Below are 15,645 nucleotides of genomic sequence, written 5' to 3'. Positions count from 1 at the left end.
TCTTTAAAGGGTCGTGGGAGACTACCACGTTGATAGGCTATAGGTGTAAAGGCAGTAATGTCATAGCCGAGTAGTACTAATAACCCGTAGGCTTATGTCGCGATCTTCCCGGTTGCAAAACCGGGAGGGCGGTTTGCTTTGATGCATTAGTTTATCGTTTATGTTTTTCTAAATCAATATGTTAACTTATTATAGCTTAAAAGTGCTAAAAACTTAAGGTGGTTATAGCAACGGGGCTCACCTCTTACCATTCCGAACAGAGTAGTTAAGCCCGTTAGCGCCAATGGTACTACAATCGTGGGAGAGTAGGTCGCCGCCTTCTTTGAAAACCCTCATCATAATCGATGAGGGTTTTTTTATACCCTAAAAAAATATGTAGTTGTAAAAAGATGTAATTAGAGTTTTTAAAGGGTATTTTTTGGTATACAAGAGTTGGATTAAGATCATAGATACGTTTATTGTAATCGTTTTTTGATTAGTTTGATTTGACCTTGGTGAGAAACCTCATCAAATAATATGTGTTTATTTAGATATAGGTGATTACCTATTTTTTCTCCCATAGGAGTTATCACTTCTTGTTGTAGCCATTCATCTTTAATCATTTCGTATTGACTTAATGTTTGTTTTCTAACGTGAAGTAATTCTGATTGATAATATGTAATTGGATTTCCTTTTATTAAGTTTTTATGCATAAAAATTGGCATGGCTGGGGCGTATTTTTCTTTTTCTTCATTATTAAATGGACGCTTGAAGAGGAAATTGAGAACGAATTTGAATTCTAAAGCTGCTATATGCATCAACAGTGTTCCTATACTATTAGCATCTTTATCAAAACGGAAATCTAGATCAGTAACAGAAAGATCTTTTGTTATTCTTATAGTTTCATTTCGAATGTATTCCATTTCACATATAAGATAACCGATTTGATAATCGTAAGTGGGGCATGATTTGAATATAGTCGGGTTCATCAGAAAAGAGGTAAAAGAAAAAGGGTCTTAAGAGACCCTTTTTACTTCGATTTATAATAAAAAGTATAATGTATATTTGGGTTTAACGAGGTCTGTTGATCATATCATCTTTTCCTTTAGAATATATACAATCAATATCCCAAGAAGAAAAGCAATCGCCTAAATGGAAGGTTGCTCCACCTTTAATTTTGGTGGCCTGTAATTTTGATATTTTTTGTTTGTTTAAACTGAGTTCTATTTTTTTACTTTGATTTTTTTTCATGATTATAAATTATTAGTGTTCGTGTTATTTCATTATTAAGCGTAGTCCTTTCCACTCATTCCCTCTTCGTGCTAATCCATAGATATCAACGGATATATATTTGTAGTCTCCTAGGTAATCTAAACTACCCAATGTAGCTTGATAATCGATAGAAAAACTATCACCTCCATCTGCTGATTTAGCTCCAAATACAACAGACCAATCAGAATCAAATTTAATCTCAACTTCGTCGGTATTGTAATTTCTTTTCATTTCATCAAAATACAAGACGTCTATTGTATTGTTGTTTCTTTGAACAGTTACGACAAAGTCTTTTCTGGAAGAAGAAGCTTGTTTTTTAAGAAAATCGATACCTAGCTTATAGATTTGCTTGATGTTGGATTCATTAAAAATATCATAATTTGTAAGTCCGATATCTTGACCAAAGTATTTACCTAGATAAATGTTAAGTACATTTTCTCCCCTAATGTCAAAAAACGGTAGAGCAGTGTTGTTTAATACTTTAATTTTTACTGGTTCATAGATCGAATTGTTGTTTTCTACCAGGAATCTTCCATTATGCATATATAGAGGTGCGCTATGGAATTGGTTTAAAGTATTTTGTACATAGTTACTTTCGAATGCAATATCTGGAGCCGGAAGATTATAAGTTAAATGTACTTTATTAATTCCTAATATGATTTCATCAGAATCTACATTGTTCCACCATAACCATCCTTCTTCATGTGTTTCTGCTTCAACTCCTACAGAGGCGTATATCAACCATTCTTGATTCCAGTAATCTAGCTCAAATCTAAATTCGTCGTCATTGAAGTATTTATGACAAAAGTTATAGTCTCCAAAAATATTCTGAAACCAGTTCTCTTCTCCACCATTACAAATATCTAACCCTTGAATAAGTTCATTTAACCCCACCTCAGAGTTTCTAGGGTTTTCGGTACTACTGCCACTACCTGAGTTATTTCCGCTACCGGAGCTGCTTCCTCCTCCAGAGTATCCACCGCCTCCGCAAGTATCAAATTCTAATTCAACAGGTCTAACAAAACGATGAACTCCTGATTCCATTTCGGTAATTCCATATTCAGAATCTCTTAATTCACAAATTGCATCGACTTTTGCTAGTTTGTTAAATTTGTTTTGTTGAGCGGCTACTTTTCTCATTTTAGAACTGTCTTCTATTTTAGAGAAGAATAAACCTCTTGGAGTATATTTATAAATGGACTCCCCAACTATAATTTCTTTATCTTCATTAAGTACTGCGGCAAAAAATGGGTCTCCGATCAAATCGTTACCTTGAATAATATCAGTTCTTCCCGCTTGAACTTTCTCTTGTCGTTCTTGTTTCAGTTTTGAAATTAGTTCAACATTGTTTTTGTCTATTATTGGTTTGTGTGATCTAAACCCTCTTTGATATAAGTTTTCAAAAGTGTTTGCTGCAGTACTACGTCCTTCATTTTTTTGATAATTGATAGTTTCAGCTAAATCTTCTTTAGAAGCAAACTTTAGCTTGCCATTCATCATTGAAAAATTACTGTCGTTAATAGATAATTCTTCTTCAAACACAAATTCATCTTTATCGCAAGACAGTAATAGGGTTGATCCTACAAGTAAATAGGAAAATAATTTTACGTGTTTTTTCATTTCTTTATTAAGCATTATTTTAAAAATTGAGTAAAAATGTGACACTATATTTAGTTTAAAGTCGATTATAGTAGTTCGACTTTTTTGCAAAAAAATGAGGTAACCTCTTGATGGGATATAGGTTGTTTTCTGATATCCACAGGACAAATGTATTGGCGATACAACTGTAATTCAAGGCGATCAGGTACGTATTCATGAATATTACCCTTTGTATTCATAAATGTTACCTTACCGTTTTACGTAGGAATCTCTGATTATTTATGAAATAAAGATGATTTTTGCCTTTCAGATTTTTTTAACATCTATTTTTTTTATATACTTCAAACTTATGTTGGAATAATTGTATTAAAGCTAGCTCCCCCGATTTTAAGATGTATATAAAAAGTATTCGTTTTGGTATTGTATTATGGCTTTGTTTATGGTCAATTGGTTTAAAAGCACAATCCTCAGATAATAATGCACAAAAAATGTTCGATTCATTAAAGTCTAAGACATTTGATGAGTTAGATAAGCTTTTTGACGAAAATAGTGAGGACTCTATTTTAAGTTTTCATATCGCAAGAGAATATTTGGACAAGGCAAAGAATGAAAACGATGTCATACAAACTGCAAGAGCTTACAACTTGTTGTTTAATGTTTATGATTATAGTAACCGAAACAATATAGCTTTACAGTATGCCGATTCTATTATTATCACAACAAAAGATATGGAAACGCATATGCGTTATCCAGCAACCGGATATTTAAAAAAAGGATATGCATTATATGCTTTGGATCGTTATGATGATGCTTTGCAATCCTATTTGATTGCTTTAAAACATGCTGAACGTGTTGAAAATGAGGAGCAAATAGTTGCATTAAAACATAATATCGCCTTGTTGAAGACTAATTTGGGGAAAAATAGAGAAGCACTAATCACTTTTAAAGAAAATTATGATTTTTTAATCAAGGAAGATACCTTAGTAGAGTACCCTATGACCTACGCAGCTACACTGTACAAGTTGGGTGATACTTATAATCGTCTTAAAAAATATGACTCTGCTAGTTATTATTTAAATAAAGGAATTCGATTGAGATTTTCTACGGGGAATGCCGAGTTCTACCCGGATTTGTTATCTGCATATGGAGTAAATAGTTTTTACAAAGAAGCGTATACCGAAGCCAAAGACAGCTTACAAAAAATGCTGATCACCTCAAGAGAAGATAAGGAAGATGTTAATGTAAAAATTTCTTATTTGTACTTGGCCAAGTCCTTACTGAAATTGGGTAAAAAGAAAGAGGGGTTGGATTACCTTTTAAAAGCAGAGTCCGCTACGAATGAATTCAATTATGTTCCTCAAATACATGAGATTTTCACATTGCTTATTGATTATTATCAGGAGAATAAGGATTTAGAGAATCAGCTTAGAATTACCAATAAATTACTTCAATTGGAGCGAACGTTTAATGAAAAGTATGCTCGGTTAAATAATAATATCGTAGAAAAGTATGATATAGCTAGATTGGTGAAAGATAAAAAGGAATTGATAGAAACCATTGATTCTAAAAACAAAATGTCGAGATATAGGTCGATACTTTTTGGTGTAATTTTATTGTCAATTCTCATATCGTTGTTTTTTTATTTAAAGAAAAGAAGGAATAAGTTTTCTGAAATTTCTGACAAATATACAGAGCTGGTTAATTCGATAGAAAAGAAAAAAGAAGCAACTATTGTTGTAGAAGTTCCGGAAGATATTAAAAAGGAGATTTTGAAAAAGCTTCAAGATTTTGAAAATGATCACAAATACTTGAAAAATAATTTATCCTTAGGTAGTGTTTCAAAAAGTTTAAAAACTAACTCCTCGTACCTATCCAAGGTTATTAATATTGAAAAAGGAAAGAATTTTGCAAATTATATTAATGACCTTCGAATTGATTTTTGCGTGGATCAAATTAAAACAAATAAAAAGTTTAAGCAATATTCGGTAAGATCAATGGCCGGAGAAGTAGGGTTTAACAATATACAGTCATTTGCAAAGGCGTTTTTGAAGCGAAAAGGTTGTAAACCTGCGGAATTTATAAAAAGTATTGAAAATCAAGGGTTTGAATAAGTTTTTATTGGTGAATATTTATGAATGTTAACCAGTTTGGAGCTTTTTTTTTGGAATTCTTCTCTATTTTTGGAGGGTAAAAAGGATGTAATTAGAATATTATGAAAAAACGTAAACAAACAAAAATTGAATTAAAAAAAATTCAAGTCGCAAGACTAGATCGACGAGCAGGAGCATCAATTAAAGGGGGGACTTTGCTATCCTTTATATTATGTGATGAAAGAAATACCGGTAGTTTAAAAACCAAAGTTGGAATAGCAGGGGATGCTTTATGTGAAAGGACTTTTGGTTGTCCATCTGCTGGAAACCAATTATGCAGAGAAAGTGAAGTTGGTAATAAATGTTGATTTATTAAAATAAGTATTACCAAAGCGGTTAGAGGTATTGTTTGATTTTAACTCTAACGTCTTCGGATTTTTTAATTTTTTAAAAATAGTCTTTCGACAAACAATATGAAAAAGCAAAACAAAACAAAAATTAAGTTAGAAAAAATAAATGTAGCCAGACTTGACAAAGAAATAAAAGGATCTGTAAAGGGAGGTACTTTTGTTGTATGTGGTAATGGTCAAGATACTGGTAGTGTACCTACGGGAATTATATTTTGTAATAATTCTGGTGACGGGATATGTAGAGAAACCGGAGGAATAAATTGTGACTAGAAATATCGAAAGTTATTAAATAACCCTAAGGAGATCTATTAATTTGAATACATCATGAAAAAACAAAATAAAACTAAAATCACACTAAAGAAAATAAATGTAGCAAGGTTGGATAAACGAGCTAAACAAGGGATAAATGGAGGAACATCTGGTTCGTTTTTTGTTTGTCCAGATGAAGATACAGGTAGTGTTCGTACTGCAATCATCATTTGTTTGGAAACAAGAGAATGTCTTTCAGGAATCCTTAATGATCCGGTTCTTTGCGGTGATTCTGAGACAGTAGTAATATGCTAAACGTATTCAATTGTGAGGAAAGACCTTTTGAGAATTTGTGCTAATTAGTATAGTAATTGAATTAAAAAACCCAAACTAAGAACTAGTTTGGGTTTTTTAATTTATGATGTTGTAATCTAATTAATCTCTAAGAACGCTTCTTGAAATTACAATCTTTTGGATTTCGCTAGTTCCTTCATAGATTTGAGTGATCTTTGCATCACGCATTAATCGTTCCACATGGTATTCTTTTACGAATCCATTACCGCCATGTATCTGTACGGCTTCTACTGCAGTTTCCATAGCTACTTCAGAAGCATAAAGTTTGGCCATAGCTCCAGAAAGGTCGTAGCTGTCATGGTTATCTTTATCAATCGCTGCTTTATATACTAACATTCTTGCAGCTTCAATTTTGGTGTGCATATCAGCAAGCTTGAAAGCAATTGCCTGATGATTCATGATTTCAGTTCCAAAGGCTTTACGAACTTTAGAATATTCTTTGGCTAATTCATAAGCTCCTGCGGCAATACCTAATGCTTGAGCAGCAATACCGATACGACCTCCAGCCAAAGTTTTCATGGCAAATTTAAAACCAAATCCATCTTCACCGATACGGTTTTCTTTTGGTACCTTAACATCATTAAAAATAAGAGAGTGGGTGTCACTTCCTCTAATTCCTAATTTGTCTTCTTTTGGTCCTATTTCAAAACCTTCCCATCCTTTTTCAACAATAAAGGCATTAATTCCTTTATGTCCCTTTTCTCTATCAGTTTGTGCAATAACTAAGTAATAATCTGCAGAACCTCCATTAGTAATCCAGTTTTTAGTTCCGTTTAATACATAATGATCTCCTTTGTCTATTGCCGTAGTTTTTTGAGAAGTAGCATCACTACCTGCTTCCGGTTCGGATAAACAAAAAGCACCAATCGATTCCCCATTGGTTAATTTGGATAAGTACTTTTCCTTCTGTTCAGGAGACCCATATTCATCAAGACCCCAGCACACCAAAGAGTTGTTTACTGATACGATTACTGAGCAAGAAGCATCAATCTTTGATAACTCTTCCATAACTAGTACATAGGATAAGGTATCCATTCCACCTCCACCGTATTCTGGAGAAGCCATCATTCCTAAAAATCCAAGTTCTCCCATTTTTTTAACCTGTTCAGTGGGAAATTCCTGCTTATTATCGCGTTCTATTACTCCAGGTAACAATTCTGCTTTAGCAAAATCACGAGCAGCATCGCGTATCATTAACTGTTCTTCGGATAATTTAAAGTCCATATGTATTGAAAATTTACTGTGCGTGCATAACACGCAATTCCTACTTTTTGATGAAAATAAATCGAGATAACCCCGATATTTTTATTAATTCTACAAATATAGTTGATAATATGATAGTTCTGGTGTTTTTTTTGTTTTTTGATGTAATGAAATTTTAGGGCAAAATAATATCAAAACATGTATGGTCTTATGGGGGAATTTTGAAGCGATTTTGTTTAAGATTGAAGGATTATTAGGATACGAAATTTTACCTTTATTTTCGTTCTAGGGATATTTAGTTTTTTATATTTGTGAGGTTGCTTTGTAGTAACCTATTAATCTATTCAAAACGCAAAAAAATGACTCAGCGCTGACCTCCGTTTGGAGGATATTTAATTTAATTTTTTACAAACACCATTGGTGTTGTTTTTTTTAAAAGAGAGAATTATTGATTTGCTAAATTGAAATTTTAAGAATGAAAGAATTACTAAAAAAGTATGAAAATAAAGCGCCTGAGATAGTTTTTAATTGGAAGGATTCTGAAACCGAAGCCGAGGGCTGGACAGTGATCAATTCTTTACGAGGTGGAGCTGCTGGTGGTGGTACAAGAATGCGAAAAGGATTAGATATGAATGAGGTGCTTTCTTTGGCCAAAACTATGGAAGTAAAGTTTACAGTTTCGGGACCTGAAATTGGAGGTGCAAAATCTGGAATTAACTTCGATCCCAATGACCCAAGAAAAAAAGGAGTGCTTCAGCGTTGGTATAAAGCAGTATCTCCCTTACTGAAGAGTTATTATGGAACAGGAGGAGATCTTAATGTAGATGAAATTCATGAGGTAATCCCAATTACTGAAGAATGTGGGGTTTGGCATCCACAGGAAGGAGTCTTTAATGGACACTTTCAACCTACGGAAGCGGATAAAATTAATCGAATAGGACAGCTTCGCCAAGGGGTTATAAAGGTTTTAGAGAATACCACCTTTTCACCAGATGTGTCTCGCAAGTATACTGTGGCAGATATGATTACAGGATATGGCGTAGCAGAAGCGGTTAGACATTATTACACCATTTATGGTGGTGATGTCAAGGGGAAAAGAGCTGTAGTCCAAGGTTTTGGAAACGTAGGTTCTGCAGCAGCCTATTATCTATCAGAAATGGGAGCCAAAGTTGTAGGGATTATTGATCATATAGGTGGGCTTATCAAGGAAGATGGATTCTCTTTTGAGGAGATAAAGGAGTTATATTTAAACAAGAAAGGTAATAAGCTGTATAGCGAAACGTTAATTCCTTTCGAAGAGATGAATGAAAGGATATGGTCATTGCCAACCGAGATTTTTGCACCTTGTGCAGCTTCCAGGTTGATCACTAAGGAACAAATTACACAAATGATCGATTCTGGACTCGAGGTAATATCATGTGGAGCCAATGTGCCATTTGCTGATAAAGAAATATTTTTTGGTCCTATAATGGAGTATACCGATGAAAAGGTAAGTCTTATTCCAGATTTTATTTCAAATTGCGGTATGGCTAGAGTATTTGCCTATTTTATGGAGCGTAGGGTACAAATGACGGATGAAGCTATTTTTAAAGATACTTCAGAAACTATAAAAAAAGCAATACAGAGCACTTACAATAACAAGCAAACAAAAGTAAATATAAGTAAAACAGCGTTTGAAATAGCCTTCAAACAGCTGATATAATATTAATGTATAACCAAGCATCACTATGTTAAAGTATTTTCTAGGAAGTAGTCCGAAATGGTTCAAATTTGTAATGATCGGATTTTTAATTTTTAATGTTTTCTCGTATTTCATATTAGGACCAACCGTAACCGCTTGGGTATTTATAGCGGAGTTTATTTTTACTTTGGCGATGGCGCTAAAATGTTATCCTCTGCAATCAGGAGGGATATTAGCTATAGAAGCACTTGCTTTAGGCCTCACCCATCCTATGTACAAACTCGATCATGGAAAAGTACTTCATGATGAATTAGGAAAAGGAATCAAAGGAGGAGTATTGCTCGAAGTTGAGCAAAACCTAGAAGTTATTCTTTTGTTGGTATTCATGGTGGCCGGTATCTATTTCATGAAACCTTTATTGATGTATATCTTCAGTAAGGTATTCACGAAGATTAAATCAAAAATGATTTTATCGCTGCTATTTGTATTTCTTGCAGCAGTACTTTCGGCTTTTCTAGATGCCTTAACAGTAACAGCAGTTTTGATTAGTGTTGCCGTTGGATTTTATGGAGTGTATCACAAAATACATTCGGGCTCCGGAGATTATGATGATAGTGGTGTCTTGGATCGAAAAGAACTTAGTGGAGAAACGTTAGAACAATTCAGAAGCTTTTTAAGAAGCTTGGTAATGCATGGTGTTGTAGGTACAGCTTTAGGAGGTGTGTGTACACTTGTAGGCGAGCCTCAAAACTTATTGATTGGTGAGCGAATGGGATGGGATTTTATTCAGTTTTTCCTGAAAATGGCACCTATATCTTTACCGGTTTTAGGGGCAGGTTTACTTACTACAGTGGTTTTGGAAATGACAGGATCGTTTGGTTTTGGAGCCAAATTACCAGATGTTGCCAGAACAATTATACAGAACTATACAGATGAGGAAGATGCCAATCGATCAGACCGATCCAAATATGGGTTAATTGTTCAAGCAGTTTCTGCTATACTTTTGATCATAGGATTAGCATTACACCTTGCGCCTGTTGGATTTATAGGGTTAGCATTGATTATCGTCCAAACGGCATTCATGGGTATTACAGAAGAGCATCAATTAGGTAAAGCTTTTGAAGAGGCATTACCATTTACTGGACTATTGGTGGTTTTCTTTGTAATTGTTGCGATGATTCATGACCAACATTTATTCACTCCTATTATCGATTGGGCGTTGAAATTGGATCCAAAGGATCAACCTTCTATGTTTTATGTTGCCAATGGAGTATTATCCATGATCAGTGATAATGTATTCGTTGCTACAGTATACATTGGTGAAGTAAAACAAGCTTTTGATGCAGGTGCTATTACTCGAGAGCAGTTTGAAAACTTAGCCATAGCGATCAATACAGGTACAAATTTACCAAGTGTTGCAACACCTAATGGTCAAGCAGCGTTCTTATTTTTACTAACCTCTTCGTTAGCGCCATTAATTGGATTGTCATACACCAAAATGGTAAAAATGGCTTTCCCTTATACGATAGTGCTCGGAGGAGTTGGATTATTAGGAGTGATTTATTTATTGTAAATTGGGGATATACTTAACCTACATAAATAACGTTAGTATACTAACACTAAATTAACGAAATCAAAATGATGTATTTATCTATGCTCAGTGCGTTTACCCAAAGTTCTGCACAAGTTGACACAGTAATTGAAGAGAAATCACTCTCTATTATGGACCTCCTGTTAAGTGGAGGGACCGGAGCGATTGTGATTATCGCTATACTTTTTGTTTTGCTCTTTGTAGCAGTCTATATTTACTTTGAAAGACTTTTTGCTATAAAAGCGGCTTCCAAATATGATGAGAGCTTTATGCATCAGATCAGAGATAATGTGGCAAGTGGAAAAATTGAAGCGGCTAAGATTTTATGTGCTCAAACGAATAATCCTGTGGCAAGATTGACTGAGAAAGGTATTTCTAGAATCGGACATCCTCTGGAAGATATTAATAAAGCTATTGAAAATGCTGGGCGTTTGGAGGTCTACAAATTAGAAAAGAATGTAGGTATTTTGGCTACAGTAGCAGGTGCTGCACCTATGATTGGATTCTTGGGAACCGTAATTGGTATGATTTTGGCATTCCATAATTTGGCATCCAGTTCTGGTACAGCAGATATGGGAGTTCTGGCCGAGGGTATTTATACAGCTATGACTACAACTGTTGGTGGTCTTGTAGTGGGTATTGTTGCTTATATAGGATATAATCACTTAGTAGTTCGTACAGATAAAGTGATTCATACTATGGAAGCTCAGGCTGTAGATTTCTTGGACTTGTTGAACGAACCTGCATAGTATGAACTTAAGAGGAAGAAACAAAGTAAGTCCAGAGTTCAGTATGTCTTCGATGACAGATATTGTATTTCTGTTATTGGTGTTTTTTTTACTGACCTCTCCTGCGATAACACCAGAAGCCTTGGATCTTATATTACCAAAGGCTAAAGGAAAGAGCTCCAACGCGCAAAACATATCGGTAAGCATTACCAATAAATTGCAGTATTATGTAGATGATGAGCGTATTACGCAAAGTAGCTTAGAATCGACCTTGATTTCAAGGTTACAAGGACAAAATGAACCTACCATTATTCTGAGAGCAGAAGAAGGAGTGCCAATAGAACGTGCAGTAGCTGTAATGGATATTGCGAATAGAAATAAATTTAAAGTTATACTGGCGGTGAAACCCGATTGATTATGATAAAGCTGGATACAAAACATAAAAGAAAATCCTTGGTGTTAACGATATTATTGCACATAGGGATTATCTTGTTACTGTTTTATCTTAGCCTTAGTTATATTGTTCCGGAAGAAGAAAGCGGGATTGCGGTAAATTTTGGTACTACAGCGGTTGGATCAGGCAAGATACAACCCAATAAACCGATTAAAACTTCACCAAAGAATACAACGCCCGAATCGGCTTCTACGGCTCCCACTCCACAAGAGGACTCACCCGAAATTCAGGAAAAAGTGGCTACGCAGGACCTTGAAGATGCCCCGGTGATTGATAAAAAGCCAAAGAAAAAGCCTAAAAAGAAGGTTGAAAAGACTAAAGAAGTCCCTAAAAAAACTTCAGATCAAAAAGTTACCAAAAAGACGGTAAAGGAAACACCTAAAAAGGTAGAGGAAAAGAAACCCGATCCTAAACCAGATAAGTCAACGCTGGATATATTGAATAGCTTTTCTAATGGGCCCAAAAACGATGGTACGTCCAAAGGAGGAGAAGGTGACGATAGGTCTCCGGGAGATAAAGGGAGTCCGGATGGCGACCCTAATGCCAAAAAATACTATGGTAACGGAAAAGGGCTAGATGGAGATGGAAATTATCGATTAGGAGGTCGTAAAGCATTAAATAAAGAAAAGTTCGTTCAGGATTGTAATGAGTCTGGTATTGTTGTGGTAAGAATTGAGGTAAATCAAAGTGGAAGAGTAATCAGAGCAACTCCTGGAGTAAAAGGAACAACCAATAGTGCTTCTTGTCTTATGGAACCAGCCAAAAGGGCTGCATTGGCAACCAAGTTTAATAGTGATGCCAAAGCACCGGTAAAACAAGTAGGGACCATTATCTATCAATTTAAACTTTCTGAATAGTATTTATGAATTACAGGGAAACCCTGGATTGGATGTTTGCCCAATTACCGATGTATCAACGTCAAGGGGCAAGCGCCTACAAAGTTGATCTTCACAATACAATCCAATTAGCATCTTATTTAGAAAACCCACACAAGAAATTCAAAAGCATTCATGTTGGAGGGACCAATGGAAAAGGGTCTACCAGCCATATGCTGGCTTCAGTATTACAAGAAGCTGGGTATAAGGTAGGGTTATATACTTCTCCTCATTTAAAAGATTTCAGAGAGCGTATTCGGATTGATGGAAAAGTGATTACCGAAGAATATGTCGTTGAATTTATAGAGAAACATAAAAGTTATTTTGAACAGCATCAATTGTCATTTTTTGAAATGACTGTGGGAATGGCATTCCAATACTTTAGTGACTCGGATATAGATATCGCGGTAATTGAAGTTGGCCTTGGGGGGAGATTGGACTCTACAAATATCATTACCCCAGAAGTATCTGTTATCACAAATATAGGACTGGATCACACTCGTTTTTTGGGAGATACTCTGGAAGCAATTGCAGGAGAGAAGGCAGGTATTATTAAGCCAGATGTTCCGGTAGTAATAGGAAGAACAACCGATGAAACCAAAAAGGTGTTTTTGGATAAGGCCAAAGCATGTAATAGTACATTATTTTTGGCAGAAGCGTATACTGGTCCATTGATCGCTACAGATTTAAAAGGAAGATATCAGATCGAAAATGTAAAAACAGCTCTACAAACCCTATTAGTATTGCAAGAAAGGGGATGGAAGGTTGAAGATGCTCATATCGAGAATGGACTTCAACGGGTGGTTAAGAATACAAGGTTACTGGGGAGATGGCAAATCTTGCAAGAACATCCAAAGGTGGTTTGTGATACCGCACACAACGAAGATGGAATTAAAGAAGTGGTAAAACAGCTAAGAGAGGAGAAATTCGATAATCTACATATTGTTTTGGGGGTTGTTAATGATAAAGACCTCGATACTATCTTGCCTTTATTTCCAAAGGATGCACGTTACTATTTTGCCAAACCAAATATTCTTCGTGGTTTGGATGCGTATGAATTGAGGAAAAATGGGAAAAAATTCAAATTACTTGGAGTGCATTATGATTCGGTACAAGAAGCCTATCAATCTGCATTACAGGAAGCTACAGATCAAGATGTCATTTATGTAGGAGGAAGTACATTTGTAGTAGCAGAAATAATTTAATTTTTCTTCAATTTTCTTTTGGTAGACTACAAAACTGTGTTATATTTGCATCCGCAATCAGGAACAAGGATTGCGAAAAAATATTGAAAAGGGCGCGTAGCTCAGTTGGTTCAGAGCACTTGGTTTACACCCAAGGGGTCAGGGGTTCGAATCCCTTCGCGCCCACAAAAGCTTCCAGAAATGGAAGCTTTTTTTGTATACAGAGGTTTCATTTTACATACTTCACTTTCAGAAAAATGATATAACAAAAAAGATGTTATAGTCAAAGCGATTGTATTTCCGAACCCATCGAAAGATGCAGTGAATGTAACCTTTGAAAGTAATGAAAATAGACATATCAAAATTGAGATCTACTCTATAACTGGAGTGCTGATACAAACACTTTTGGATGATGAAATAATATCTTTTAGGAATTGTACCACTATATTCAATAAAAACGGCGAATTAGCTTCAGGACTATATCTGTGCAAAATAAGTTTTGGTGAGCAATATATTGTCAAAAGAATAATTTTATCTGAATAACAAGGTTTTTTTATAAGATATGATATTGCATAAGTAATGTAGCACATTTGTAGTCATTAGATTACAAAGGTGTTTATTCATGGATTAATACCTTTCTTAGATAGTTTCAGACGCATTTTCCATTTCCCGTTACCCACATTATTTTCAGAACTGTCTAATAAGGTCTTTTGAAGTAGATGTATTAGATTTTGGTATTAGTACCTTTCACATTTAGTGACTTCATGAAAGAGGATTTTACGCAAATTGTGAAATCAAAGTCGAAAACGAATTGGTTGAATATAGAATTAATAACAATACACTCGAAGATTTTTGGTTAGGGAAGCGTACCTAGTTTAACATTAATTTTTATGAAATATACGTTTGTAAATGTTAAAGAAATAATGAAATTATAGTGCCTTTTTAATCAGAATTTATAAAATTTTAAATCATATAATGGTATAAGATTTAAGTTCACTTAATAAAACTGTAAAAAAAAATATTTACCTATAAGTATTTGAATTTCAATTAATTAAATATTATTTTGATTCCTTAATATTTATAAATTTTAAGCCTGTAATTTATAAATTCGTAGTAAATACACTTTATTTTAAGTGGATTTCCTTATAAGTTTGTTTTGGGCTTAAGGATAAAGTTAATAGACTTTTTATTAACGATTATTACACGAATAGATCTTCAATACGATACTTCTCAGTTTGAAGACATCAATATTCCAAGTATACATCTTTAAACCATTATAATAAATAAAGGGATCGTTACAAGAGCTTTTTGTAGAGACCTTTTTACTTGATTATCCAATCATATTTTTAAGAAGATATGAAATGTGAGTCAGGGAAGCGAAGCTATATCTTTTAATCAATTTATTAAATATACACACATGGGTTTTAAGTTAGGTGAATGGTATGTTTTGTACGTGAGATCACGTCATGAAAGAAAAGTAGAAGAACTACTACATGAAAATAATATAGAAGCTTTCGCTCCAATGATAAAGACCGTTAAGCAATGGAGTGATCGTAAAAAGACAGTTTTGAAGCCTTTAATTCCTTCTTATGTATTTGTCAAAATAAATTCAACCAAGGATTTCTCAAAGGCTTTATCCGTTAATGGAGCTTGTATGTATATACGATTTGGAGCAGAGTACGCAAAGGTTACCGAAAATGAAATTGATAAAATCAAAATTTTGATTGGTACAAAAGACGTAATCGATGTAAAAGCTGATTTTCAAATACCAGCAATTGGTGATATTAAAGAAATCAGCTATGGGCCTTTATCAGGTTTGAGATGTAAGATTTTAGAAAATAGAAATATTAATAAAATCCTAGTGAGTATTAATTCACTTAGGTTGAATATTGTGGCCACCATACCGTCTAGTTTCTTACAACAACCAGTACAATTAGGGTATTAGATACTATTAGGTTTGTCTAACACTTAGAGAA

The 15,645-nt window shown here is 34.4% G+C and carries 16 protein-coding genes, 1 tRNA gene and 2 rRNA genes; 15 read left to right on the top strand and 4 right to left on the bottom strand.

Annotation, left to right across the window (positions count from 1 at the left end; all coding sequences use genetic code 11):
• Both BUE24_RS23305 and rrf read left to right on the top strand, forming a co-directional pair.
• A 23S ribosomal RNA gene (locus BUE24_RS23305) occupies window positions 1–100 on the top strand; the annotation flags it as partial.
• Between the two features lie 114 nt (window positions 101–214).
• Window positions 215–322 (top strand): 5S ribosomal RNA (gene rrf / locus BUE24_RS23300).
• Window positions 323–455: 133 nt separating this feature from the next.
• On the opposite strand, the gene BUE24_RS23295 is transcribed toward rrf, so the two are convergent.
• From BUE24_RS23295 to BUE24_RS23285, 3 genes are all read right to left on the bottom strand, one after another.
• Window positions 456–902, bottom strand: a complete 447-nt coding sequence (locus tag BUE24_RS23295; protein WP_170864660.1) for a DinB family protein — start codon at window positions 900–902, stop codon at window positions 456–458.
• A gap of 148 nt (window positions 903–1,050) precedes the next feature.
• Window positions 1,051–1,230, bottom strand: a complete 180-nt coding sequence (locus BUE24_RS23290) for a hypothetical protein (protein WP_073322122.1) — start codon at window positions 1,228–1,230, stop codon at window positions 1,051–1,053.
• Window positions 1,231–1,254: 24 nt separating this feature from the next.
• A complete protein-coding gene (locus BUE24_RS23285; RefSeq protein ID WP_139242103.1) occupies window positions 1,255–2,871 on the bottom strand; it encodes a hypothetical protein in 1,617 nt (538 codons plus the stop codon).
• Between the two features lie 371 nt (window positions 2,872–3,242).
• On the opposite strand from BUE24_RS23285, the gene BUE24_RS23280 reads away from it, so the two are divergent.
• The 4 genes from BUE24_RS23280 (at window position 3,243) to BUE24_RS23265 (ending at window position 5,914) form a co-directional block, all read left to right on the top strand.
• A complete protein-coding gene (locus tag BUE24_RS23280; protein ID WP_073322116.1) occupies window positions 3,243–4,961 on the top strand; it encodes a helix-turn-helix domain-containing protein in 1,719 nt (572 codons plus the stop codon).
• 101 nt (window positions 4,962–5,062) lie between these two features.
• Window positions 5,063–5,308 carry a hypothetical protein gene (locus BUE24_RS23275; RefSeq protein WP_073322113.1) on the top strand — a complete coding sequence of 82 codons (246 nt, stop codon included), beginning with the start codon at window positions 5,063–5,065 and terminating at the stop codon, window positions 5,306–5,308.
• A 105-nt stretch (window positions 5,309–5,413) separates the two neighbouring features.
• On the top strand, window positions 5,414–5,620 hold the full coding sequence (locus BUE24_RS23270) for a hypothetical protein (protein ID WP_073322110.1): 207 nt from the start codon (window positions 5,414–5,416) through the stop codon (window positions 5,618–5,620).
• Between the two features lie 54 nt (window positions 5,621–5,674).
• Entirely contained in the window at window positions 5,675–5,914 is a 240-nt protein-coding gene (locus tag BUE24_RS23265) for a hypothetical protein (protein ID WP_073322107.1), read from the top strand.
• 120 nt (window positions 5,915–6,034) lie between these two features.
• Here the strand turns inward: BUE24_RS23265 and BUE24_RS23260 are convergent, their stop codons facing one another.
• Window positions 6,035–7,177 (bottom strand): acyl-CoA dehydrogenase, encoded by a 1,143-nt coding sequence (locus BUE24_RS23260; protein WP_073322104.1) that lies wholly within the window; start codon window positions 7,175–7,177, stop codon window positions 6,035–6,037.
• A gap of 454 nt (window positions 7,178–7,631) precedes the next feature.
• Here BUE24_RS23260 and BUE24_RS23255 point away from each other — a divergent pair, with 454 nt between their 5' ends.
• From BUE24_RS23255 to BUE24_RS23215, 9 genes are all read left to right on the top strand, one after another.
• On the top strand, window positions 7,632–8,858 hold the full coding sequence (locus BUE24_RS23255) for a Glu/Leu/Phe/Val dehydrogenase dimerization domain-containing protein (RefSeq protein ID WP_073322101.1): 1,227 nt from the start codon (window positions 7,632–7,634) through the stop codon (window positions 8,856–8,858).
• A gap of 25 nt (window positions 8,859–8,883) precedes the next feature.
• Window positions 8,884–10,410: a sodium/proton antiporter NhaB gene (nhaB, locus tag BUE24_RS23250; RefSeq protein ID WP_073322098.1), complete on the top strand. Its 1,527-nt coding sequence runs from the start codon at window positions 8,884–8,886 to the stop codon at window positions 10,408–10,410.
• A 68-nt stretch (window positions 10,411–10,478) separates the two neighbouring features.
• The gene (locus BUE24_RS23245) at window positions 10,479–11,177 is read left to right on the top strand and encodes a MotA/TolQ/ExbB proton channel family protein (RefSeq protein WP_425290172.1); all 699 of its coding nucleotides are present in this window, start codon (window positions 10,479–10,481) and stop codon (window positions 11,175–11,177) included.
• 1 nt (window position 11,178) lies between these two features.
• Window positions 11,179–11,571, top strand: a complete 393-nt coding sequence (locus BUE24_RS23240; protein ID WP_073322092.1) for an ExbD/TolR family protein — start codon at window positions 11,179–11,181, stop codon at window positions 11,569–11,571.
• A gap of 2 nt (window positions 11,572–11,573) precedes the next feature.
• Window positions 11,574–12,467, top strand: a complete 894-nt coding sequence (locus tag BUE24_RS23235; protein WP_073322089.1) for an energy transducer TonB — start codon at window positions 11,574–11,576, stop codon at window positions 12,465–12,467.
• A 5-nt stretch (window positions 12,468–12,472) separates the two neighbouring features.
• Complete coding sequence (locus BUE24_RS23230) at window positions 12,473–13,690, top strand: bifunctional folylpolyglutamate synthase/dihydrofolate synthase (RefSeq protein ID WP_073322086.1); 1,218 nt, start codon at window positions 12,473–12,475, stop codon at window positions 13,688–13,690.
• Window positions 13,691–13,780: 90 nt separating this feature from the next.
• Window positions 13,781–13,855, top strand: a tRNA-Val gene (locus BUE24_RS23225).
• A gap of 93 nt (window positions 13,856–13,948) precedes the next feature.
• Window positions 13,949–14,212, top strand: a complete 264-nt coding sequence (locus tag BUE24_RS24465; RefSeq protein WP_084549676.1) for a T9SS type A sorting domain-containing protein — start codon at window positions 13,949–13,951, stop codon at window positions 14,210–14,212.
• 874 nt (window positions 14,213–15,086) lie between these two features.
• Window positions 15,087–15,614 (top strand): UpxY family transcription antiterminator, encoded by a 528-nt coding sequence (locus BUE24_RS23215; RefSeq protein ID WP_073322081.1) that lies wholly within the window; start codon window positions 15,087–15,089, stop codon window positions 15,612–15,614.
• Window positions 15,615–15,645: the final 31 nt, after the last annotated feature.

It is taken from the genome of Aquimarina spongiae (genome assembly GCF_900141785.1).
GTDB classification, from domain to species: Bacteria; Bacteroidota; Bacteroidia; order Flavobacteriales; family Flavobacteriaceae; genus Aquimarina; species Aquimarina spongiae.
The sequence above is the reverse complement of the archived record's forward strand: the minus strand, read 5'-3'. Positions and strand labels throughout refer to the sequence as shown.